The following is a 22,499-nucleotide window of genomic DNA, read 5'->3' as shown; positions in this document are numbered from 1 at the left end:
TCAATTTGGCAGGGACGGCTCCGGGCTGTTAACATTGACATCACTAATACTCAATTATTGTCGATTAAATCGACACTGATGGACATATTCCATGGCTATTTCTATTAAGACCCCTGAAGACATTGAAAAAATGCGCGTTGCCGGCCGTCTGGCCGCTGAAGTGCTGGAAATGATCGAACCGTACGTGAAGCCCGGCGTCACCACCGGTGAACTGGATCGCATCTGTAACGATTATATTGTCAACGAACAAAAAGCGATTTCCGCCTGCCTGAACTACCACGGCTTCCCGAAATCAGTTTGTATCTCCATTAACGAAGTTGTCTGCCACGGCATCCCGGATGACGAAAAACATCTGAAAGACGGCGACATCGTCAACATCGACGTTACCGTGATTAAAGATGAGTTCCACGGCGACACTTCCAAGATGTTTATCGTTGGCAAACCGACCATTCTGGGCGAGCGCCTGTGCCGCGTCACCAAAGAAAGCCTGTACGTTGCGCTGAGAATGGTGAAACCAGGCGTAAACCTGCGTGAAATCGGTGCAGCAATCCAGAAATTCGTCGAAGCAGAAGGCTTCTCCGTGGTGCGCGAATATTGCGGACACGGCATTGGACGCGGATTCCACGAAGAACCGCAGGTGCTGCATTACGACTCTCGCGAAACCGACGTGGTATTAAAGCAGGGCATGACCTTCACCATCGAACCGATGGTGAACGCGGGTAAGAAAGAGATCCGTACCATGAAAGACGGCTGGACGGTAAAAACCAAAGACCGTAGCTTGTCTGCACAGTACGAGCATACTATTGTGGTAACGGACAACGGCTGCGAAATACTGACGTTACGCAAGGATGACACCATCCCGGCGATAATCTCGCACAACGAATAATGAAAAGCCGGCGATTGCCGGCTTTTTTATGACGGGCGTCCTGCCCGTCACCCTTCGGGCCGTCGCAAGCGACGTTAAAAATCGCTCCCGGCGATTTTTTTATGGGTGATAGTTTTTTCTTATGGGTGGTTTGATGAGTAACTCCTTACCTGAACTGGCATGCACAATTCTCCCCACCCTGCCCGGCCAACCGGAAAACCCGGTTGATTGGCCGCAAAGCAGCCTGAACTGCGCGGAGATCAAAAACCGCCTCGATGTGTTCCAGGGCTGGCTGGGAGAAGCCTTCGACAACGGCATCTCTGCCGAACAACTGATTGAAGCCCGCACCGAATTTATTGACCAGCTGCTTCAGCGCCTGTGGCTGCTGTACGGCTTTGGTGAAGTCGAAGATGCCGCGCTAGTTGCCGTCGGTGGCTACGGCCGCGGTGAACTGCACCCGCTTTCCGACGTTGATCTACTGATCTTAAGCCGTCAAAAGCTGTCTGATGAGCAGGCACAAAAGATTGGTGAACTGCTGACGCTGCTGTGGGATCTAAAGCTGGAAGTTGGTCACAGCGTACGTACGCTGGAAGAGTGTCTGCTGGAAGGGCTGTCAGATCTCACTGTTGCCACCAACCTGATTGAATCCCGCCTGCTGATTGGCGACGTAGCACTATTTCTTGAACTGCAGAAAAACGTCTTCAGCGAAGGATTCTGGCCGTCAGAAACCTTTTTCCCCGCCAAAGTCGCCGAACAAGAGGCGCGTCACCAGCGCTATCACGGCACCAGCTACAATCTGGAGCCGGATATTAAAAGCAGCCCCGGCGGCTTGCGCGATATCCACACCATTCAGTGGGTCGCCCGCCGCCATTTTGGTGCCACCTCGCTCGACGAAATGGTCAGCTTTGGCTTTTTGACCGAGGCCGAGCGTAACGAACTCAACGAATGTCTGCATCTGCTGTGGCGCATTCGTTTCGCCCTGCATCTGGAGCTTAACCGCTACGATAACCGTCTGCTGTTCGACCGCCAGCTTAGCGTCGCCCAACGCTTGAATTACGCCGGTGAAGGCAACCAGCCTATCGAACATATGATGAAGGATTTCTATCGCGTCACCCGCCGGGTCGGCGAACTCAATCACATGCTGCTACAGCTGTTTGATGAAGCCATTCTCGCCCTCACTGAAGATGAAAAACCACGGGCGATTGACGATGATTTCCAGCTGCGCGGTACGCTTATCGATCTGCGCGATGACACGCTATTCGTCCGCGAACCGCAGGCCATTCTGCGTATGTTCCATATCATGGTACGTAACAGCAGCATAACCGGTATTTATTCAACCACGCTGCGCCATCTGCGCCATGCCCGGCGCCATCTGAGCCAGCCGCTGTGCTATATCCCGGAAGCGCGAGAACTGTTTCTGAGCATGCTGCGCCACCAGGGTGCCGTCAGCCGCGGTTTACTGCCTATGCATCGCCACAGCGTGCTGTGGGCCTATATGCCTCAGTGGTCACATATCGTCGGGCAGATGCAGTTTGACCTGTTCCATGCGTATACCGTGGACGAACACACCATTCGCGTGCTGCTGAAGCTTGAGAGTTTTGCCCACGAAGAGACGCGCCCACGCCATCCGCTGTGCGTTGACCTATGGCCGCGCCTGAATCACCCGGAACTTATTCTGATTGCCGCTCTGTTCCACGATATCGCCAAAGGGCGCGGCGGCGACCACTCGGTCCTTGGCGCGCAGGACGTGCTCAAGTTTGCCGAACTGCACGGCCTGAACTCGCGAGAAACCCAGTTGGTTGCCTGGCTGGTGCGCCAGCATCTATTGATGTCGGTCACCGCCCAACGTCGCGATATTCAAGATCCGGAAGTGATTAAACAGTTCGCCGAAGAAGTACAAACCGAACACCGCTTGCGCTTCCTGGTCTGCCTGACGGTTGCCGATATCTGCGCCACCAACGAAACCCTATGGAACAGCTGGAAACAGAGCCTGCTGCGTGAGCTGTACTTTGCTACTGAAAAACAGCTGCGCCGGGGAATGCAAAACACGCCGGATATGCGCGAGCGCGTACGCCATCATCAGATGCAGGCGCTGGCGCTGCTGCGCATGGACAATATTGATGAAGAAGCGCTGCATCAGATCTGGAACCGCTGTCGCGCCAACTACTTTGTGCGCCACACGCCAAACCAACTGGCATGGCACGCCCGACATCTGCTGAAACACGATCTGACCCAGCCGATGATCCTACTGAGCCCACAGGCCACGCGCGGCGGAACGGAGATCTTTATCTGGAGCCCGGACCGGCCGTACCTGTTCGCCGCTGTTTGTGCCGAACTCGACCGCCGCAACCTCAGCGTACACGACGCGCAGATTTTCACTACTCGCGACGGTATGGCGATGGACTCCTTCATTGTACTTGAGCCTGACGGCAGCCCGCTCTCCGGCGATCGTCACGAGGCGATTCGTCTCGGGCTAGAACAGGCGATTACCCAGCACAGCTGGCAGCCACCTCAGCCTCGTCGTCAAGCGGCAAAACTGCGCCACTTCTCCGTCGATACCGAGGTCAATTTCCTGCCGACCCACACCGACCGTCGTTCGTTCCTCGAGTTGATTGCGCTCGATCAGCCAGGCCTACTTGCCCGCGTCGGCCAGGTGTTTGCCGACCTCGGAATTTCGCTCCACGGGGCCAGAATTACGACAATTGGTGAACGAGTAGAAGATTTATTTATAATCGCCACCGCAGACCGGCGTGCCCTTAATAATGAGCTGCAACAAGAAGTGCAACAACGGTTGACAGCAGCCCTCAATCCAAACGATAAAGGGTAACGATTTTTTATTAGTAAATGGAAAGAGTAAACAATGCAGCAATTACAGAACGTTATTGAGTCCGCTTTTGAGCGTCGCGCCGACATCACGCCGGCAAATGTGGATACCGTAACCCGCGAAGCGGTCAACCAGGTTATTTCCCTGCTGGATTCCGGCGCGCTGCGTGTCGCTGAAAAAATTGACGGCCAGTGGGTCACTCACCAATGGCTGAAGAAAGCGGTTCTGCTCTCTTTCCGCATTAACGATAACCAGGTTATCGACGGCGCGGAAAGCCGCTACTTCGATAAAGTACCGATGAAATTCGCCGACTACGACGAAGCGCGTTTCCAGAAAGAAGGCTTCCGCGTGGTACCACCAGCGGCAGTTCGTCAGGGTGCTTACATCGCACGTAATACCGTGCTGATGCCTTCCTACGTCAACATCGGTGCCTACGTTGATGAAGGCTCTATGGTTGATACCTGGGCGACCGTGGGTTCCTGTGCGCAGATCGGTAAAAACGTTCACCTGTCCGGCGGTGTCGGCATCGGCGGCGTACTGGAGCCACTGCAGGCCAACCCAACCATCATCGAAGATAACTGCTTCATCGGCGCTCGCTCCGAAGTCGTTGAAGGCGTGATCGTTGAAGAAGGCTCTGTTATCTCCATGGGCGTTTACCTGGGCCAGAGCACCAAAATCTACGACCGTGAAACCGGCGAAGTGTTCTACGGCCGCGTTCCAGCGGGTTCCGTGGTAGTTTCCGGCAACCTGCCATCGAAAGACGGTAAATACAGCCTGTACTGCGCGGTTATCGTGAAGAAAGTTGACGCGAAAACCCGCGGTAAAGTGGGCATCAACGAACTGCTACGCACCATCGATTAATAAGATGTGAAAAGCGGGGCTACCCCGCTTTTTTTTATCTCTACGCTGGCGGAAAATGATTTTTTCGTTAATTATTCAATAGTTAATTTAGATCAAGGGTACCGCTATGTACGATAATCTGAAAAGTTTGGGCATTACCAATCCTGATGAAATCGATCGTTACAGCCTCCGGCAGGAAGCCAATAACGATATCCTGAAAATCTATTTCCAGAAGGATAAGGGTGAGTTTTTCGCCAAGAGCGTGAAGTTCAAATATCCACGCCAGCGTAAAACCGTGGCAGCCGATGGCGCAGGTCAGGGTTTCAAAGAGGTGCAGGAGATCAGTCCTAACCTTCGCTATATCATTGATGAGCTAGATCAGATTTGCCAGCGCGATCGGACCGAAGTCGATCTCAAGCGCAAGATCCTTGACGATCTGCGTCATCTGGAAAGCGTCGTCACCAACAAGATCAGCGAAATTGAAGCCGATCTGGAAAAACTGACGCGCAATAAATAAGTTCGCGTGCATTTAGTTTTCCCGGCGGCACAATACCGCCGGGTTCATCACCGCTGTTCATCCAGCTGCAAAGCAATATACAACAGTAGCCGGTCGTCGAAATTCCCCAGATCCAGTCCCGTCAGCTCCGAAATCCGGTTCAGCCGATACTCCAGCGTATTACGGTGAATAAACAGCGCCTTTGAGGTTGCTAAAGGTTGCACGTTATTGCGAAACCACGCGGCCAGCGTTCGGCGTAACAGACCATTGTTATCCATTGCTTTCAGCCGCAATAGCGGGCGGGAAAGTTCATTGGCCTGCCAGCCACCCCGCAGGCTATCGAGCAGCACCGGCAGCATTAAATCCTGATAGAAATAGCTACGGCTATCGGGCATACGCTGCTTACCCACCATCATAGTGGTGCGGGCGGTACGATAGGAACGGGCGATGCTGCCCGGCCCGGTAAAGTAGTTGCCCAATGCCACGCGAAAACGCAGATGCCCGCTCTCCTTCATGCGCGAAATTAACTGCTCAACTCGTTTCTGATGATCTTCCGCATCCCAGCGGCCGAACTGGTTTAGCGCAGGTTTCAGCACCACCATTTCTGTCAGCGACACGATGGCTATCAGGTTATTACGCTCCGGCGTCGTTAGCGCATTTTGCAGTTGCTGCAATTCCGCCATGGCGCTATCCACGCCCAGCTGGCCGCTGTCGACCTCAACCACCGCCGCAACGCGCGGCTGATTAAGATCGATTCCCAATCGCTGCGCCCATTCGGTCAATGCGGGCGTATTCTCTTCCGCCTGGATGAGATTCATCACCAGCTCTTCACGCAGGCGGCTATCCTGCGCCAGCAGGTGCATCAACCGTGACTGCTCCAGCATCATCTCCGCCGTCATACAGACCAGTTCACCGTACTTACGCAGCGTCTCCGGCTCGCCGGTCAGACCGATAACGCCGACGATCTCCCCTTCCAGGCGCAGCGGTAGGTTAATCCCCTGACGCACACCGTGAAGATGACGAGCGACCGCATCATCAATATCGACCACTCGCCCCTGAGACAGCACCAGCAGCGCGCCTTCGTGCAATTCACCAATACGCTCGCGATCGCCGCTGCCGATAATGCGCCCACGGGCGTCCATTACGTTGATGTTGGTGTCGATAATCCGCATCGTGCGCGCCACGATATCCTGCGCCATTTTCGTATCGAGATGCCAGCTAGCCATGAACCCCTCCTGTGAGCAGGTTACATGATAAGAAAGATAAATAGGCCTCGCACTGTGCAAACGCACAAAGCACGGTTGAGATCTATGGAGTTGTGGGGGGCTTCACATTACGGGAGAGAAAAACCCTTTCCCCAGGAGGGGAAAGGGTTTAGAGGGGGATTACTGCATCAGCAGATAGATAGAGCTATCACCGCGCTGAATGTTCAGCGCCAGAACGGAAGGTTTGCTGTCGAGGATTTTGCGCAGCTCAGCGATATTTTTCACCGCCTGCTGGTTGGCCCCGACAATCACATCACCTTTCTTCAGGCCAATCTGCGCAGCCGGTGTGCCCGCTTTCACGGAACTCACCACTACGCCTTTATCCTGGCCTTTGTTGCTCATCTCAGCGCCTTCGATACCGTTGAAGATCGAGCTAGAATCCACCTGATTCTGGCTGCTCTGCTGCAATTCGATTTCAACCGTCAGCGGTTTACCGTCACGCTGCAGGCCGAGGCTGATTTTACTACCGATTGGCATGGTACCCACCTGAGCACGCAGCGCCGCAAAGCTGCTGATCGCTTTACCGTTCAGAGAGGTAATCACGTCACCCGCTTTAATACCGGCTTTCGCTGCGGATGAGTTCGGCATCACCTGGCTTACGAAGGCCCCGCGCTGAGCATCAACCTTCATGGCTTTCGCCAATTCGGAGTTCAGTTCGGTCCCCATAATGCCCAGCTCACCGCGTTTCACCTGGCCGTATTTCACCATCTGATCGGTCAGGTTTTTCACCATGTTGCTCGGAATAGCAAAGCCGATACCGATGTTGCCACCATCCGGTGCCAGGATTGCAGTGTTAATACCGATAAGCTCACCGTTCAGGTTCACCAGCGCACCACCGGAGTTACCCCGGTTAATTGCGGCATCGGTCTGAATAAAGTTTTCGTAGTTTTCGACGTTCAGTCCGCTACGACCCAGCGCAGAGACGATACCGGACGTCACGGTTTCACCCAGACCAAATGGGTTACCGATAGCCACCGTATAGTCACCCACGCGCAGGGCGTCAGAGTCGGCCAGCTTAATCGCCGTCAGGTTTTTCGGGTCCTGGATCTGAATCAGTGCGATATCAGAACGCGGGTCTTTACCCACCACTTTGGCATCAAACTTACGGCCATCGCTCAGCTGAACCTTAATCACGTTGGCGTTATCAACCACGTGGTTATTGGTCACGACATAGCCTTTCGCCGCGTCAATTACCACCCCAGAACCCAGGGCCATAAATTTCTGTTGCTGCTGTGGGCTTCCGCCGCCGTTACCGCCGTCAGGACCAGCGCCCTGACAGAACGGGGAGCTCTGGAAAGGTGACCCATCCTGGCAGAACGGCGAGTTGTCGCCAAAGAACTGCTGGAAGTTACGCCCCATACGTGGGGTATTTACCGTTGTGCTGCCTTCAACATTAATGCTGACGACAGACGGCATCACCTTTTCCAGCATCGGCGCCAGGCTTGGCATTGGCTGCGCAGCAGATGCGGAGGAAGATGCCGTCTCGGCCGCGCTAGCGGACAACGGAGACAGAGCCAGACTTAAACTAAGAGCCAGTGCACTCATTGCTAACGTGGTTTTTTTCATGTGTTTCAATCTCAATTTCAGATTACGCAAAGTTACGATGTTCGTGACTAATCAGATTCACTTTATGGCACTAAGTTCCCGGCAACTGCACACGGGAAAAGTAAAAATTTATTGAGCGTCTTTACAAAACTTCTGATTATTCCACTGCCATCAACCGTCGATATTCATCCCACGCGTAGAGATCGGTCATACCGCTGATATAATCCTGAATCAGGCGACAGCGATAATAATATTCCATTACTGGAAATTCCACGGAATCACGCGAAATTTTATTCACTGCCTCAACGTAAGCTAAACGATGACGTGTTGAGAGTTTGCAAAAAAGCCGCGATTCTATTGGCAGATGTCGTACTCGTTCATGTTCCACCAGCTCGCTGAAATCACTCAGTGATAATTTTAGCAGCGGTGAGTAAATATCCAACAAGCCACCGATTACCCGATAGCCTTGTAATTCAAGCTGCTCTACTTCTGGATGGCTAAACACATGTTTCCTTGCTACATTCTTGTATAAGGCAAGCAGTTCGCTGTAGCTACTTTCATCTTCCAGCAGCGCGTGATTAAAATCACCGTCGTAAATTTTCGGCAAATTATCGATAAAACGCTGCGCCGCGTAGGGCACCAGTTTATTTAATGTATTTACCCGTAAATACATAAAGAACTGATCTTCTGCACTTCGACTTAATGAATTAGCACGAGATTTATCCCAGGCGTTTTCAACAACCTGAGCAAACAGCGATCCTTTCGTGTGATTAGGCCACGCCTCATATAAGTGCTGATACAGCTGCTCAACGCTGAAAATACGTTTTTCAACCGCATCTTCCAGATCGGCAACACAATAAGAAATATCATCGGCTGCTTCCATAATCCAGGTTAATGGAAAGCGATTGTAAGGTGCCAAATCAAGTTCTTTACGTAAGCGCGCAATATAGTGCTCTTCGGCCAGGTAATAGCCGGGCTTTTTCATTAAATAACTGTGCGTCTTCGGCACATCGGTCGCCCACCAGGCCGGTCGGGTATATTTTAAAATGCACCCCACCTGTGCCCAGGTCAGGTTCATCCGCATCAGGGTATGCACCAGGCGAATACCCTGCGCGTTGCCTTCAAAATGACACAGATCCTGACGAACTTTACTGCGCAGCACGTTCAAGGCTTCTTCGCCTTCCCGTAGCTGCAGAGCAGCGACCTCACAGCGGTCATGGCTCTGCGGTTGCTGGCGTGCATCTTTTGGTGCCAGACGATGGCTGAACCAGTCATTGATTGCTGCTTCACCGAAGTGACCAAACGGTGGGTTACCAATGTCATGCATCAGGCACGCCATCTCGACGATGCTTTCAAACGGCCCGGTCAGTTCATCCAGCCCGTAAGTCGCCAGCAAGCTTTTCTCTTTTAGGCGGCTGAGGATCTCTTTGGCGATATAGCGCCCAACCTGCTGCACTTCCATGGAGTGCGTCAGGCGCGTACGCACGGCGGCGTTACGTTCTAGTGGGAAAACCTGTGTTTTCTGCTGCAAGCGCCGAATCGCTGGCGAATTGATAATGCGCCCGCGATCGCTCTCGAAGATGCGTAAGATGTCATGTTCTGAACTGACGCCCTGCGGTGAACGATAGCGCCGATGCCAGTTAATTTTATTGCGAAAATCAATCGTAGCCATAGCCTCTCCGTCGCGAGAAATGCGCTTCCCCTGAACCGCATGATAGACTATGCCTTTAAACATGGCACATCGCGAGTAAATCTATGAAAATCGGCATTATTGGCGCAATGGAAGAAGAAGTTACGCTGCTGCGTGACAAAATCGAAAATCGTCAGACCATCACCATTGGCGGCAGCGAAATCTATACCGGCCAGCTTAACGGCGTTGACGTCGCGCTGCTGAAATCCGGCATTGGCAAAGTTGCCGCTGCAATGGGTGCAACCCTGCTGCTGGAGCGCTGCCAGCCGGACGTCATCATTAATACCGGTTCTGCAGGCGGCCTCGCACCGACGCTGAAAGTCGGCGACATTGTGGTCTCCGACGAAGCGCGCTACCACGACGCAGACGTCACCGCATTTGGCTACGAAATTGGCCAGATGGCAGGCTGTCCAGCTGCGTTCAAAGCAGACGACAAACTGATTGCCGCTGCCGAAGAGTGCATTAAATCCTTAGACCTCAACGCTGTTCGTGGCCTGATTGTCAGCGGTGATGCGTTCATCAACGGTTCCGTCGGTCTGGCGAAAATCCGCCACAACTTCCCGCAGGCTATTGCGGTTGAGATGGAAGCCACAGCAATCGCCCACGTTTGCCACAGCTTCGCCGTACCGTTTGTCGTGGTCCGTGCGATCTCTGACGTTGCCGATCAGCAGTCCCACCTGAGCTTTGACGAGTTCCTGGCGGTTGCTGCTAAGCAGTCGACGCTGTTGGTTGAAACGCTGGTGCAGAAGCTGGCGCGTGGCTAAGCGGCTCATCACAGGGCTGCTGGCCCTGCTGCTTAGCGTCCCGGCGTGGCTTTGTGCCGCGCCGCGGGTTATCTCTCTCTCCCCTGCCAATACCGAACTGGCTTTTGCCGCCGGGATCACGCCTATTGGCGTCAGCGCCTGGTCAGACTATCCGGCCGAAGCCAAAACCATTGAACAGGTTTCCTCCTGGCAGGGAATTAATCTGGAGCGCATTGTCGCCCTGCACCCTGACCTGGTGCTGGCGTGGAAAGAAGGCAATGCCGAACGTCAGGTAAACCAACTGCGCTCGCTGGGCATCACCGTGTTATGGGTAGATACCCACAGCATTGAAGAAATTGCCGCCACGCTACGCCAGCTTGCGAAATGGAGCCCAACGCCGGAGAAAGCCGAACAGGCCGCCACCGCACTGCTTCATGATTACATCGCGCTCAAAGCACAGTACGCCAACGCGCCGAAAAAGCGGGTGTTTATGCAGTTTGGTTTTAACCCCATTTTTACCAGCAACAAAAACGCCATTCAAAATCAGGTGCTGGAGATTTGCGGCGGTGAAAATATCTTCGCCGACAGCCGCGTCGCCTGGCCTCAGGTGAGTCGTGAACAGGTGTTGATGCGTAAGCCGCAGGTCATCGTGGCTGCAGGCGACGAGAGTCAAATTCCGAAAATTCAGCAGTACTGGGCCAGTCAGCTCACAATCCCTATCATTCCCCTCAATAGTGACTGGTTTGAACGGGCAAGCCCACGTATTATCCTCGCCGCAAAACAACTCTGTACTGCACTCGCGCAGGTTCATTAATTGGATAATTGGTCATGCTTGTTTATTGGCTGGATATTGTAGGCACCATTGTTTTCGCCGTCTCCGGCGTTTTGCTTGCGGGTAAGCTGCGTATGGACCCATTCGGTGTTCTGGTGCTAGGTGTTGTGACCGCCGTGGGTGGCGGTACTATCCGCGATATGGCGCTGGCCAACGGCCCGGTGTTCTGGGTCAAGGATCCGACCGACCTGGTGGTGGCGATGGTCACCTGTATGCTGACCATCGTGCTGGTGCGTCAGCCGCGCCGCTTACCGAAATGGGTGCTGCCGGTACTGGATGCGGTTGGCCTGGCGGTTTTCGTCGGCATTGGCGTTAACAAAGCGTTTATTGCCCACTCCGGGCCACTGGTTGCCGTCTGTATGGGGGTGGTTACCGGCGTCGGCGGTGGGATTATCCGTGACGTGCTGGCGCGTGAAGTTCCGATGATTCTACGTACCGAAATCTATGCCACCGCCTGTATTGTCGGCGGGATTGTCCATGCGACGGCCTATTACACCTTCGATATCCCACTGGAAAACGCCAGTATGATGGGCATGGTAGTAACGCTAGCCATCCGTCTGGCCGCCATTCGCTGGCACCTTAAGCTACCCACCTTTGCGCTGGATGAACCGGGTCGCTAAATAAAATTGCCCGCCAAAAGGCGGGCAATGAAATTCACTTCTCAGGCCGGGTAAACGCTATCGCGATTCGGCCTGGCGCATCAGATGCTGAACGAAGAACCGCAACCACAGGTGCTGGTCGCGTTCGGGTTCGTCACGATAAAGCGTGAACCTTCCAGACCTTCGGTATAGTCAACGGAACCGCCTACCAGATACTGCAGGCTCATCGGATCGACCACCAGGCCTACGCCCTGTTTTTCGATAGTCATATCGCCGTCGTTGATCTGATCATCAAAGGTAAAGCCATACTGGAAGCCGCTGCAACCGCCGCCGGTGATATACACGCGCAGTTTCAGGTTTGGATTCTCTTCATCCGCGATCAGGACTTTTACTTTTTTGGCTGCGGCGTCGGTAAACTCCAGCGGCAGCGCTACGTCATCACTCATTTTTTGCTCCCATTAATACTGCAGGTTCAGGCTAATATTCACCCGACTCTTTGTGTCATTATCTAATACCCGAGTAAATCGTTCAAGTATTCTCCGGAGCTGACCGCTGGGCTTTCGCCTCCTGTTCAGCTTCCTGCTTGGCAAGTGTTCTTGCCAGGATCGTGGCGTAGAGCGGCTGTCCGCCGAGGAACTGCGCTAATAGCGTGGCACCGAGTCCGGTAATGATCATTGGCAAAATGAGCTGATAATTATCGGTCATTTCCAACACCAGCACGATGCCGGTCAGCGGCGCTCGTACCGAGGCCGCAAGCAGCGCCCCCATCCCGGCAATAGCAAAGGTCCCCGCTTCCAGATGGTAGGCAGGAAAAAGATTCATCGCCGCCATGCCAAACGCCGTACCGAGCAGCGTGCCTAACGCCAGCATAGGCGCGAAAATCCCACCGGGTGCACCGGAGGAAAAACACAGCAGCGTTGTCGCCACGCGGGCGACAAACAAAAACAGCAGCGCGCCCACGGTGTAGTTGCCGGCGGCGGCAATCGGAATCAGACTGAATCCACCGCCGGAGGCTGCGGGGTGAAACAGACCGAGAATACCGCAGCTGCCACCGATCAGGCCGCCAATCAGCACCCATTTTTTAATATCACCACCGTGAATGCGGAAGAACATATCCTGAGTTTTCAGCACCAGGGTGTTAAACAGCGGCCCAATGCAGCCAAAGATAATCCCCAACACCAGATACAGCCACAGCGTGTTCACCGGTGCATTTGTCAGCTTGCCGACTTCAATCACCGGCGTTTCACCGTTAAAGATGCGGAACATGATGCTCGACATAATCACGCCGACGAACACCGCTTTAATTGAGATCAGGCTATAGCGAAACTGCGGACGCATCTCTTCGATGATGAATAAAATACCCGCTAGCGGCGCGTTAAAGGCCGCCGAAAGCCCTGCCGCCGCACCGGTCGCCAAAAGCGTATGCCTGGATTCTTCGCCACGCTGACGGAAAATATCGCCGACCATACGTCCGATATTACCGCCGATTTGTACCGTTGGCCCTTCGCGCCCCAGCACCATTCCCGCGCCGAGCGTGCCCATCCCACCAACGAATTTCACCGGCAGCACGCGCCACCAGCGCACCGGACGCAGTTCTTCCAGCGCGCCTTCAATTTCAGGAATACCGGATCCCCCGGCCTCGGGAGCGAAACGACGTACCAGCCAATAGCCGACCATCGCCAGCAAAGCCGATAACACGAAGGCCAACGGCCAGACGATAAACCAATGATCGGCCACCTGCGCCAACGTACCGATACGCACGTTCTGGACCCAGTTAACCGCATGCTCAAACGCTACGCCGACCAGTCCCACCAGGGAACCGACAACTGCGGCCGACAGCAGCACCATCAGCGGCGTTTTATCGCGGTTCAATAATTTACGCACCACATCGCGGCGGCGTAAATGAACGATCCGTTGTGCCTCTAAAGGGGTTATTTCTGCTTTCATCACGTCATCACTAATTGGTAATACAAATAGAAAGGGAGAGCATTTTACCCGCACCTGTGCGCGCCGTCGCGAAAAAAAATGCATCGCACTTGCTTTGTTGCGTCGGGGTAAAATTTTAGTTCATCAGCGGTTAGCGTGAATGAATAGAAGCGGCGCAGAAGATCAATTGGACGAACTGACCGGTTAACATCCCAAATAATTCGATCTCTGCACCGGATAAGATAGGCGTTTAAATGAAATATGCCTCCGGAAGGAGGCATATTTTTATTGCGTGTACATTACGACTCTTCTACCGCGACTTTCTTTTTGCCGAGGAAGTTGTAAACCACAAGCAGTGCAAAAATACCGGTAATCGTCATGGTAATTGTGCCAGGCGTCATGAAGCGGGCCATGTTGCCAAGGATAATCCCAACGACGCCGAAATCAGTATCGGAGAAGGTGGTATTGGTTAAACCCAGCGCTCCCAGTACCGGAATCAGTGCCACGGGTAAGAAGGTAATCAGAATACCGTGGGCGAATGCCCCGATAATCGCCCCGCGTTTACCCCCAGTCGCATTACCGAACACACCGGCCGTTGCGCCACAGAAGAAGTGTGGGACAACGCCAGGAAGAATAAGTACCCACTTGAGCTGCCCAAGAATAAACAGCCCCACCAGGCCACCCACAAAGCTGGAGATAAAGCCAACCAGTACCGCATTAGGCGCATACGGGAAGACGATTGGGCAGTCGAGAGCCGGACGTGCATTAGGCACCAAACGCTCAGAGAAACCGGTAAACGCAGGGACAATCTCAGCCAGGATTAAACGCACACCCTGCAGAATAATAAATACCCCAGCAGCAAAGGTAATCGCCTGAATAAAGGAATAGACGAGATAGTTTTGACCATGACTGAAATGACTTTCAACGTACTCTTTACCCGCCGAAATCGATAAGACCAGATAAATGATCATCATGGTCAGCGAGATCGAAATCGTGCTGTCGCGTAAGAAGCTCAGGTTCTTAGGCATGTTCATTTCTTCGGTAGATTTAGACCCTTTACCGACAATGGAGCCAATCCATCCAGAAAGAACGTAGCCAACCGTACCCGTGTGCGCCAGAGCAACCTGATCGCTACCGATAATTTTACGCATGTAAGGCTGCGCAATCGCTGGGAAAAATGCCATCAGCATGCCGAGAGCCAGCGAACCGGTATAAATCAGCTGCACACCTTCGAAACCCGCGACAGAGAGAATAATCGCCACCATACAGGCCATGTAGAAGGTCACATGCCCGGAGAGGTAGATATATTTCAGTCGCGTGAAGCGGGCAACCACGATGTTCGCCACCATACCAAACGCCATAATCAGCGTGGTCGGTGCACCGTATTTTTCCAGAGCAATGGAGACCATTGCTTCGTTGTTAGGGATAATACCCTGCACATCAAAGGCTTGCTTAAAGATATCACCTAATGGTGATAACGAACCAACCAGGACCGAAGCGCCCCCGGAGAGCACCAAAAAACCCAGGATCGTTTTAACGGTGCCTTTAATCACATCAGGGAACGATTTTTTTTGGGCAACTAAGCCAAACAGGGCAACCAATCCGACAAGGATTGATGGCACCTTCATGATATCGACAATAAGCTGTAAAAAGTTTTGAACAAACATATTAACCTCTGTAGCAGGGTATTTTATTGCCCACTTAATTATTGCTGATCAAAGTAGTCTTTTATTTTTTGTTCAACTTCGTTTAAGTCGATAATGTTATTGATAATAATAACTTTATCTGCGGGTAAATTGGCGCTGAAAGCGATGTCTTTCGCCATCACAAATACATCAGCAACATCCGGCGTCACGGACCCTAAATCAGAGTGCTCGACGTCAGCCGTGATATTAATTTTCTTCAGCACTTTCTTGATGTTCATTTCCATCATGAAGCTGCTTCCCAGTCCTGAGCCACATACCGCCATAATTTTCATAGGAGACCTCATCTTTTTTCGAGTAGGGTATTGTTAACAAGAAGCCGATGCTTCACTGAGTAAAATTGCCTGTAACGCTGCAGCACTTTCCACATTAAAAATTTGCTGCATAACTTCATCATCAGAGAGCACTTCGGCCAGCTGCGAAATCATTTCAATATGGCTGTTACTGTCGGGCGCTGAGAACATGAAAATCGCATCTACCGGATCGTTGTCTTCAGACTGGAATTCCACCGCCTGACCCAGTTTTAAAATCGACAGTCCCAGCGCATTTGCGCCATGTTCTGGCCGCGTATGCGGCATCGCAATGCGTGGCGCAATCACAAAATACGGACCGATGTCTTCTTTCTGTTTGATAATCGACTCAATGTAGGCCGGGGAAATTGCCCCTTCGGCCAACAGTGGGCGTGCGGCTATTTGGATCGCCTCTTTCCAGTCAGAGACCGACTCTACATACTGAACTTTGTCTTTATTCAGCCAGTTAGATAATGTTGGCATGAGTATTACCTATCGTTCTTAAGGATAAAAAGTGGCGACTAAAGCATGCTACGCGCAGTTTCAGTCACGTTTTCTTTCGTGAAACCAAAGTGTTTGAACAACACTCCGGCTGGCGCTGACTCACCAAATGAGTTCATGCCGATAACTTTTCCGTCTAGCCCCGTGTAGCGCTGCCAGAACCCTTCAATGCTGGCTTCAATCGCCAGACGGCTACGCACCTGCTTCGGCAGCACCGACTCTTTATAAGCCTCATCCTGCTTGTCAAAACGTTCGGTGCAAGGCATGGAAACGACACGGATCCGGCGGCCTTCCTGCTGCAAGGTCTGCGCAGCCGCGACAGCCAGTTCAATCTCAGAACCAGCGGAGATCAAAATCAGTTCTGGAACACCTTCACAGTCCACTAATACATAGCCACCGCGGGAAATTGCCTTGAGCTGAGCCTCACTACGCGGCTGTTGAGCCAGAGGCTGGCGGGTCAGAACCAGAGCCGATGGGCCATCCTGACGTTCAATGGCCTGCTGCCAGGAGACCGCCACTTCCACCTGATCGCAGCCGCGCCAGGTTTCCATATTCGGCGTCAGGCGCAGTGATGCCAGTTGTTCGACCGGCTGGTGCGTTGGGCCATCTTCGCCAAGGCCGATGGTGTCGTGGGTATAAACAAATACCGAGCGGATTTTCATCAGCGCGGCCATGCGCAGCGCGTTACGGGCGTACTCCATAAACATCAGGAAGGTGCCGCCGTAAGGGATAAATCCACCGTGTAAGGCCAGGCCATTCATAATGGCGGACATCCCAAATTCGCGCACGCCGTAGGAGATATAGTTCCCGCTCGCGTTCGCAGCGCTGAAATCGACGGATTGCTGATGGCGAGTCAGGTTAGACGGCGAGAGATCCGCCGAGCCGCCCATCAGTTCAGGCAGCAGTTCCGCGAAGTGATTCAAACATTTCTGGCTGACCTGGCGCGTTGCCAGCGACGCCGGATTGGCCTGTAAATCACGCACGTACTGCTGCATGTTCTCAGACCACGCCGCGGGTAATTCTCCCTTCATGCGGCGGGTAAATTCAGCCGCCAGTTCTGGCCACTGCTGTGCGTATTCCGCAAACAGCGCATCCCACTGCTGCTGGTTTTTCGCCCCTTGTTCCGTTGCATCCCAGGCGGCGTAAACGTCGGCAGGGATTTCAAAAGGAGGATATGGCCACTGTAACTGTTCGCGCACCAGCGCCACTTCATCCGCCCCCAGCGCCGAGCCGTGGCATTCATGGCTGTCCGCTTTGTTCGGTGAACCGAAGCCGATAATGGTTTTGCAGCACAGCAGGCTGGGTTTGTCGGTGACTTTTTTGGCCTCAACAACGGCAGCGTCTACGGCCTGTGGATCGTGGCCATCAATGCCTTCAATCACATGCCAACCGTAGGCGCGAAAACGGGCGGCGGTATCTTCGGAGAACCAGCCATCGACATGACCGTCGATAGAGATGCCGTTATCGTCCCAAACGGCAATCAGATTGCCTAATCCCAGCGTGCCGGCAAGGCCGCACGCCTCGTGGGAAATACCTTCCATTAAGCAGCCATCACCGAGGAACAGCCAGGTGTGGTGATCTACGATATCAAATCCAGGCTTGTTGAATTCCGCGGCCAGCGCTTTCTCAGCAATCGCCATCCCCACGGCGTTGGCTACCCCCTGCCCCAGCGGGCCGGTGGTCGTTTCGACGCCTGGGGTATAGCCATACTCTGGGTGGCCCGGCGTGCGCGAATGAAGCTGACGGAACTCTCGGATATCATCCATGCTCAGGTCATAGCCGGTCAGGTGCAACAGAGAATAAACCAGCATGGAGCCATGGCCATTCGACTGCACATAGCGGTCGCGGTTGAACCATTGAGGATTTTTTGGATTGTGGCGAAGGTGGTGACGCCAAATAACCTCGGCAATGTCCGCCATTCCCATCGGCGCACCAGGGTGGCCGGAGTTGGCTTTTTGAATCGCATCAACGCTCAGGATCCTAATGGCATTCGCTAGCTTTCTGTTGCTCATACGTCTCTCTCTTAACCTGGATTATACGTTCAAGAATCCTGTATCTGGGTGTTCTTCCCAGAGCAGCATGAACAGACATGTCGTGCGAAACCTTCATTTTTATCATTATGTTGGTCAGCCATGCCTACCGACGCCACTTACGTCATCACGGGCAAAAAAAAGAAAAAATAAACATTAAAATACAATTGATTGCTTACCTTTCTTCTCTTTTTACTGCATTCTTACCACCAGAAAAAACAAGTCTATACATGTTTCACTTGTCTAGTCATCTTGATGATGCACATAGACGTGTCCAGATACAATATGCAAAAATGGATTTTCGCGAGATGCGCGATTTGTAAGATCAAATTCGTTAACTTGCTCACAATATGGCGTGAACTATCTAGTCGATAGAAAACAAAGTCAGGCATACATGTAAATAGGACTCAGCGGCGTTCGCGCTCACATTGGTTAGGAACAAAGTCGATGGTTGATGGCATCACAGAGAAGCAAAAAGAGGTAGTCGATTACATTCTCAGGAAAATAACGACGGACAACCTTTTACCCGGAGATAAGCTAGACACCGAGATTGCGATTGCCAAAAATATCGGCATCACGCGAGCGACGGTGCGCGAAGCCACGCGCCTGTTAATCGAGCAGCAGCGAATTTATCGCGTTAAAGGCTCCGGTTTATTCGTCGGTTCAATCGGCAAAAGCAATCACTCGGGAAGGTTTCATGCACTATCGCCTTTTGATTACCAGGCCCAGAAGAATGGCCACAAAGGCGTTAGAAAAGTCATTAAATTCAGCATAATGAAAGTACCTACGCCTCAAATGGCGCAATCATTACGTATTAAAAATAGCGACCAGATTTATAAAATATTACGACTGATGTGTTTCGATGATATTCCTGTGGCACTGGAGCATATCCATTTACCGGTGAATATGTTCACCAGCATGGAATTAAGTCAGCTCGAAATTTCCAAATATAGTTATATCGAAAGTATTACCGGGAAAAAGGTTCAGCGCAGGGATCAGAACTTAACGTCCATTAATCTGGTGGATGAAGACATCATTAATCTGCTGAATCTCAAAGAGAATGATGCGGTCATGGAAATTGATGAAACCGTTTATCTCGACGATGGCACGCCCTGCGAGGTCAATATCGCCATCATTAACACGCGAATTTTCCCCCTGCGACAGGATTCGAGCCGCTCCTAAAGCTGGCATACCTATCCCCCATGGCGCTAAATCTGTCCCCCTGAGTCAGATGCGGTCAATCCAGCGCCTCATTTACGCCACAATGCCCAAAAATTTCATAACCTCCGCGTAATAATTTAGAATAACGGGCAAAACTTTTTTCACGAACCAGGAACCTGGCAATGAGCAAATCTGAAAATCTCTATAGCGCTGCGCGTGAACTGATTCCCGGCGGCGTGAACTCGCCGGTACGTGCCTTTACCGGCGTTGGCGGCACGCCGCTGTTTATCGAACGTGCCGACGGCGCGTATCTGTATGACGTCGATGGCAAAGCCTATATCGATTATGTCGGTTCCTGGGGGCCGATGGTGCTGGGCCATAACCACCCTGCCATCCGTAATGCGGTCATCGAAGCGGCAGAGCGTGGCCTGAGCTTCGGCGCGCCGACCGAAATGGAAGTTACCATGGCCAAATTGGTGACCGAACTGGTGCCAACCATGGACATGGTGCGTATGGTGAACTCCGGTACCGAAGCCACCATGAGCGCCATTCGCCTGGCCCGTGGATTTACTGGTCGCGACAAAATCATCAAGTTTGAAGGCTGCTACCACGGCCACGCCGACTGCCTGCTGGTGAAAGCCGGTTCCGGCGCGCTGACCCTCGGCCAGCCAAACTCGCCGGGCGTACCGGCTGATTTCGCCAAACACACCCTCACCTGCACCTATAACGATCTGGCCTCCGTGCGCGCGGCGTTCGAACAGTTCCCGCAGGACATCGCCTGTATCATCGTTGAGCCTGTCGCGGGCAACATGAACTGCATTCCACCGCAGCCGGAGTTCCTGCCGGGCCTGCGCGCGCTGTGCGACGAGTTCGGTGCGCTGCTGATTATCGATGAAGTGATGACCGGCTTCCGCGTTGCGCTGGCCGGTGCGCAGGACTATTACGGCGTGGTGCCGGATCTGACCTGCCTTGGCAAAATCATCGGCGGCGGCATGCCGGTAGGGGCCTTCGGCGGTCGTCGCGACGTGATGGACGCACTGGCGCCAACCGGCCCGGTTTACCAGGCGGGAACACTGTCGGGTAACCCAATCGCCATGGCGGCAGGCTTTGCCTGTCTGACCGAAGTCGCGCAGCCGGGCGTACATGAAACCCTGACCGAGCTGACTAATCAGCTGGCGCAAGGCCTGCTGGATGCGGCAAAAGACGCAGGCATTCCGCTGGTCGTAAACAATGTCGGCGGCATGTTCGGCATTTTCTTCACCGATGCCAAAGAAGTGACCTGCTATCAGGACGTGCTGAAGTGCGACGTTGAGCGCTTTAAGCGCTTCTTCCATCTGATGCTGGATGAAGGTGTTTATCTGGCGCCATCGGCGTTTGAGGCAGGCTTTATGTCTATCGCCCACAGCGAAGAAGATATCGACAATACCATCGACGCAGCGCGTCGGGTATTTGCCCAGCTGTAATTTAAGGTCCTTGCCGGGCGGCGCTTTCGCCTTACCCGGCTGACGTGAAGAGCACGTCTGAAGGCCGGATAAGCACATGCTTATCCGGCTTTTTTTATCGGCTCTGCTTTCTCAGCAGATAGATAAAGTACGGCGCGCCGATGAAGGTCGACAGCAGCCCCGCCGGTATCTGATACGGGAACATCAGCATGCGCCCACACCAGTCGGCAAACACCAGTAACAGGCCACCAATCAAGGCCGAAATCACGATATGCGGCATCGTGCGACGGAAGCCCATCATTCGTGCGATATGCGGTGCCATCAGCCCAACAAAGCTCAACGGCCCGATGGTCAGGGTGGCCGCCGCCGTCAGACATGCGGCGAGCAACAGCAGACCGACGCGCGCAGGCGTCAACGCCATGCCAATTGAGCGCGCCGTTTCGCCACCAAGCGGCAAAATAGTGAGCCAACGACGGCACAGCGGAACCAGCATCAGCAGCATGAGCATCGCTATCGCCGACTGCACCACCTGCTTGCCCGTCGCGTTATAGGTCGAGCCGGAGATCCACGTCAGGATTTGCGCCATTCGCGGATCGCCGCTGGCCTGCAGCATCATCAACAGCATGGTAAAGGCGGTACTCAGCGCCATACCGGCCAGCAGCATGCGCTGCGGCGAAAAACCTCCACGCCCGGCCGCCACCAGAATCACGATAAGCGTAACGGCTGCGCCAAGGCTGCCTGCGGGCAGCAACCAGCCAAAGGCATTTCCCGGCACCAGGAATAGCATCAGGACCACGCCAAACGCCGCACCGGAGCTAATCCCCAGAACTTCCGGGCTGGCCATCGGGTTGCCGGTTAAACGCTGAATAATACAGCCCGCCACTGCCAGCATCACCCCGGCAATCAGCGCCGATGCGATACGCGGCCAGCGCCACTGCAAGAGTTCATCAAGCAACGAGCCTGTTGCCCAGTGCCAGCCCTGCGCATCGCGCCCCAGAGCCAGTGCGATAAACACGCCCATCAGCAAGATAACCAACCCGCCCAGCGCAAACCACTGCACCTGATGACGCTCGTTCGCCACGCTGTCGCTGGCGTTCATCGCCGGCGCACTCATACTGCGTAAACGTGGCAGCAGCCACAGCAGCAACGGTGCGCCAATCAGTGCCGTCACGGAGCCCGTGGAGACTTCCATCCATACACGCGTAAGCCAGAGTATCAGTTGATCCGAAAGCCAGAGGATCAGCGCGCCAATCAGCGGAGCCAGCATCAGACGTGAAAGCAGTCGCCGCGCGCCGAGCATTTTTGCTAACAACGGCGCGAACAGGCCAATAAAGCCAATGATGCCAACCGCGTTCACCAGCAAGGCGCTGATGACTATCGCCAGCGTCAACGCCCCCAGGCGCGCTAATGACAAGGCTAAACCGAGATTGCGGGCCACACCATCATCTAGCCCCATCAGAGTCAGCGGACGCAGCAGCAGCAGCGTCAACATCACACCGCCCAACAGCTGCGGCCATAGGCGCTGCACCACGCTCCAGTCGGTCTGCGTCAGCGTTCCGGTACTCCACAAGAACATGCTTTGCAGCTGGTCGTGATGGAATAGCACCATTAACTGATTGATTGCCCCGCAGTAAAGACTCACCACCAGCCCTGCGAGAATCAGCGTGACCGGCGACAGACGTTTACCCCTGTCTCTTATACACATCTGACGCTCCTGTCTCTTATACACATCTGACGCTGCCGACGA

The 22,499-nt window shown here is 53.6% G+C and carries 19 protein-coding genes; 9 read left to right on the top strand and 10 right to left on the bottom strand.

Annotation, left to right across the window (positions count from 1 at the left end; genetic code table 11):
• Nucleotides 1-91 precede the first annotated feature (91 nt).
• The 4 genes from map (at nt 92) to KP80_RS20025 (ending at nt 5,046) form a co-directional block, all read left to right on the top strand.
• Complete coding sequence (map, locus tag KP80_RS20040) at nt 92-886, top strand: type I methionyl aminopeptidase (protein WP_052285403.1); 795 nt, start codon at nt 92-94, stop codon at nt 884-886.
• Between the two features lie 133 nt (nt 887-1,019).
• On the top strand, nt 1,020-3,692 hold the full coding sequence (gene glnD, locus KP80_RS20035) for a bifunctional uridylyltransferase/uridylyl-removing protein GlnD (protein WP_052285402.1): 2,673 nt from the start codon (nt 1,020-1,022) through the stop codon (nt 3,690-3,692).
• Between the two features lie 33 nt (nt 3,693-3,725).
• Complete coding sequence (gene dapD / locus KP80_RS20030) at nt 3,726-4,550, top strand: 2,3,4,5-tetrahydropyridine-2,6-dicarboxylate N-succinyltransferase (RefSeq protein WP_052285401.1); 825 nt, start codon at nt 3,726-3,728, stop codon at nt 4,548-4,550.
• A gap of 106 nt (nt 4,551-4,656) precedes the next feature.
• Nucleotides 4,657-5,046 carry a DUF3461 family protein gene (locus tag KP80_RS20025; protein WP_052285400.1) on the top strand — a complete coding sequence of 130 codons (390 nt, stop codon included), beginning with the start codon at nt 4,657-4,659 and terminating at the stop codon, nt 5,044-5,046.
• Nucleotides 5,047-5,093: 47 nt separating this feature from the next.
• Here KP80_RS20025 and cdaR read toward each other — a convergent pair whose 3' ends face one another.
• From cdaR to dgt, 3 genes are all read right to left on the bottom strand, one after another.
• Complete coding sequence (gene cdaR, locus KP80_RS20020) at nt 5,094-6,251, bottom strand: DNA-binding transcriptional regulator CdaR (RefSeq protein ID WP_052285399.1); 1,158 nt, start codon at nt 6,249-6,251, stop codon at nt 5,094-5,096.
• A gap of 159 nt (nt 6,252-6,410) precedes the next feature.
• Nucleotides 6,411-7,856, bottom strand: coding sequence for a serine endoprotease DegP (gene degP, locus KP80_RS20015; RefSeq protein ID WP_052285398.1), 1,446 nt, complete (start codon nt 7,854-7,856; stop codon nt 6,411-6,413).
• Between the two features lie 136 nt (nt 7,857-7,992).
• Nucleotides 7,993-9,507: a dGTPase gene (gene dgt, locus KP80_RS20010; protein WP_052285397.1), complete on the bottom strand. Its 1,515-nt coding sequence runs from the start codon at nt 9,505-9,507 to the stop codon at nt 7,993-7,995.
• Nucleotides 9,508-9,590: 83 nt separating this feature from the next.
• On the opposite strand from dgt, the gene mtnN reads away from it, so the two are divergent.
• The 3 genes from mtnN to KP80_RS19995 are packed head-to-tail and all read left to right on the top strand — an operon-like array spanning nt 9,591 to nt 11,720.
• Nucleotides 9,591-10,289: a 5'-methylthioadenosine/S-adenosylhomocysteine nucleosidase gene (gene mtnN / locus KP80_RS20005; protein ID WP_052285396.1), complete on the top strand. Its 699-nt coding sequence runs from the start codon at nt 9,591-9,593 to the stop codon at nt 10,287-10,289.
• Entirely contained in the window at nt 10,282-11,082 is an 801-nt protein-coding gene (gene btuF, locus KP80_RS20000; protein WP_052285395.1) for a vitamin B12 ABC transporter substrate-binding protein BtuF, read from the top strand. Before mtnN ends, btuF begins: the two co-directional genes overlap by 8 nt.
• Before the next feature lie 14 nt (nt 11,083-11,096).
• Nucleotides 11,097-11,720 (top strand): TRIC cation channel family protein, encoded by a 624-nt coding sequence (locus KP80_RS19995; RefSeq protein WP_052285394.1) that lies wholly within the window; start codon nt 11,097-11,099, stop codon nt 11,718-11,720.
• A gap of 80 nt (nt 11,721-11,800) precedes the next feature.
• Here KP80_RS19995 and erpA read toward each other — a convergent pair whose 3' ends face one another.
• The 6 genes from erpA to tkt form a co-directional block, all read right to left on the bottom strand.
• Nucleotides 11,801-12,145 carry an iron-sulfur cluster insertion protein ErpA gene (gene erpA, locus KP80_RS19990; RefSeq protein ID WP_052285393.1) on the bottom strand — a complete coding sequence of 115 codons (345 nt, stop codon included), beginning with the start codon at nt 12,143-12,145 and terminating at the stop codon, nt 11,801-11,803.
• Between the two features lie 82 nt (nt 12,146-12,227).
• Entirely contained in the window at nt 12,228-13,646 is a 1,419-nt protein-coding gene (gene clcA, locus KP80_RS19985; protein WP_052285392.1) for a H(+)/Cl(-) exchange transporter ClcA, read from the bottom strand.
• Between the two features lie 278 nt (nt 13,647-13,924).
• Complete coding sequence (locus tag KP80_RS19980) at nt 13,925-15,292, bottom strand: PTS ascorbate transporter subunit IIC (protein WP_052285391.1); 1,368 nt, start codon at nt 15,290-15,292, stop codon at nt 13,925-13,927.
• Nucleotides 15,293-15,330: 38 nt separating this feature from the next.
• Nucleotides 15,331-15,603: a PTS sugar transporter subunit IIB gene (locus KP80_RS19975; RefSeq protein WP_052285390.1), complete on the bottom strand. Its 273-nt coding sequence runs from the start codon at nt 15,601-15,603 to the stop codon at nt 15,331-15,333.
• A gap of 33 nt (nt 15,604-15,636) precedes the next feature.
• Nucleotides 15,637-16,101: a PTS sugar transporter subunit IIA gene (locus tag KP80_RS19970; protein WP_052285389.1), complete on the bottom strand. Its 465-nt coding sequence runs from the start codon at nt 16,099-16,101 to the stop codon at nt 15,637-15,639.
• Nucleotides 16,102-16,139: 38 nt separating this feature from the next.
• Nucleotides 16,140-18,131 (bottom strand): transketolase, encoded by a 1,992-nt coding sequence (gene tkt / locus KP80_RS19965; protein ID WP_052285388.1) that lies wholly within the window; start codon nt 18,129-18,131, stop codon nt 16,140-16,142.
• A gap of 465 nt (nt 18,132-18,596) precedes the next feature.
• Between tkt and KP80_RS19955 the strand changes: the two genes are divergently transcribed.
• A complete protein-coding gene (locus tag KP80_RS19955; protein WP_052285386.1) occupies nt 18,597-19,331 on the top strand; it encodes a GntR family transcriptional regulator in 735 nt (244 codons plus the stop codon).
• 161 nt (nt 19,332-19,492) lie between these two features.
• Nucleotides 19,493-20,773: a glutamate-1-semialdehyde 2,1-aminomutase gene (gene hemL / locus KP80_RS19950; RefSeq protein ID WP_052285385.1), complete on the top strand. Its 1,281-nt coding sequence runs from the start codon at nt 19,493-19,495 to the stop codon at nt 20,771-20,773.
• A 94-nt stretch (nt 20,774-20,867) separates the two neighbouring features.
• On the opposite strand, the gene fhuB is transcribed toward hemL, so the two are convergent.
• A partial coding sequence (gene fhuB / locus KP80_RS19945) for a Fe(3+)-hydroxamate ABC transporter permease FhuB (RefSeq protein WP_156315703.1) occupies nt 20,868-22,499 on the bottom strand: 1,632 nt, incomplete at its 5' end.

It is taken from the genome of Kluyvera genomosp. 1, assembly GCF_001266615.1.
Taxonomy (GTDB): domain Bacteria; phylum Pseudomonadota; class Gammaproteobacteria; order Enterobacterales; family Enterobacteriaceae; genus Kluyvera; species Kluyvera cryocrescens_A.
Note: the sequence above shows the minus strand (reverse complement) of the source record. Positions and strands in the feature narration are given on the sequence as shown.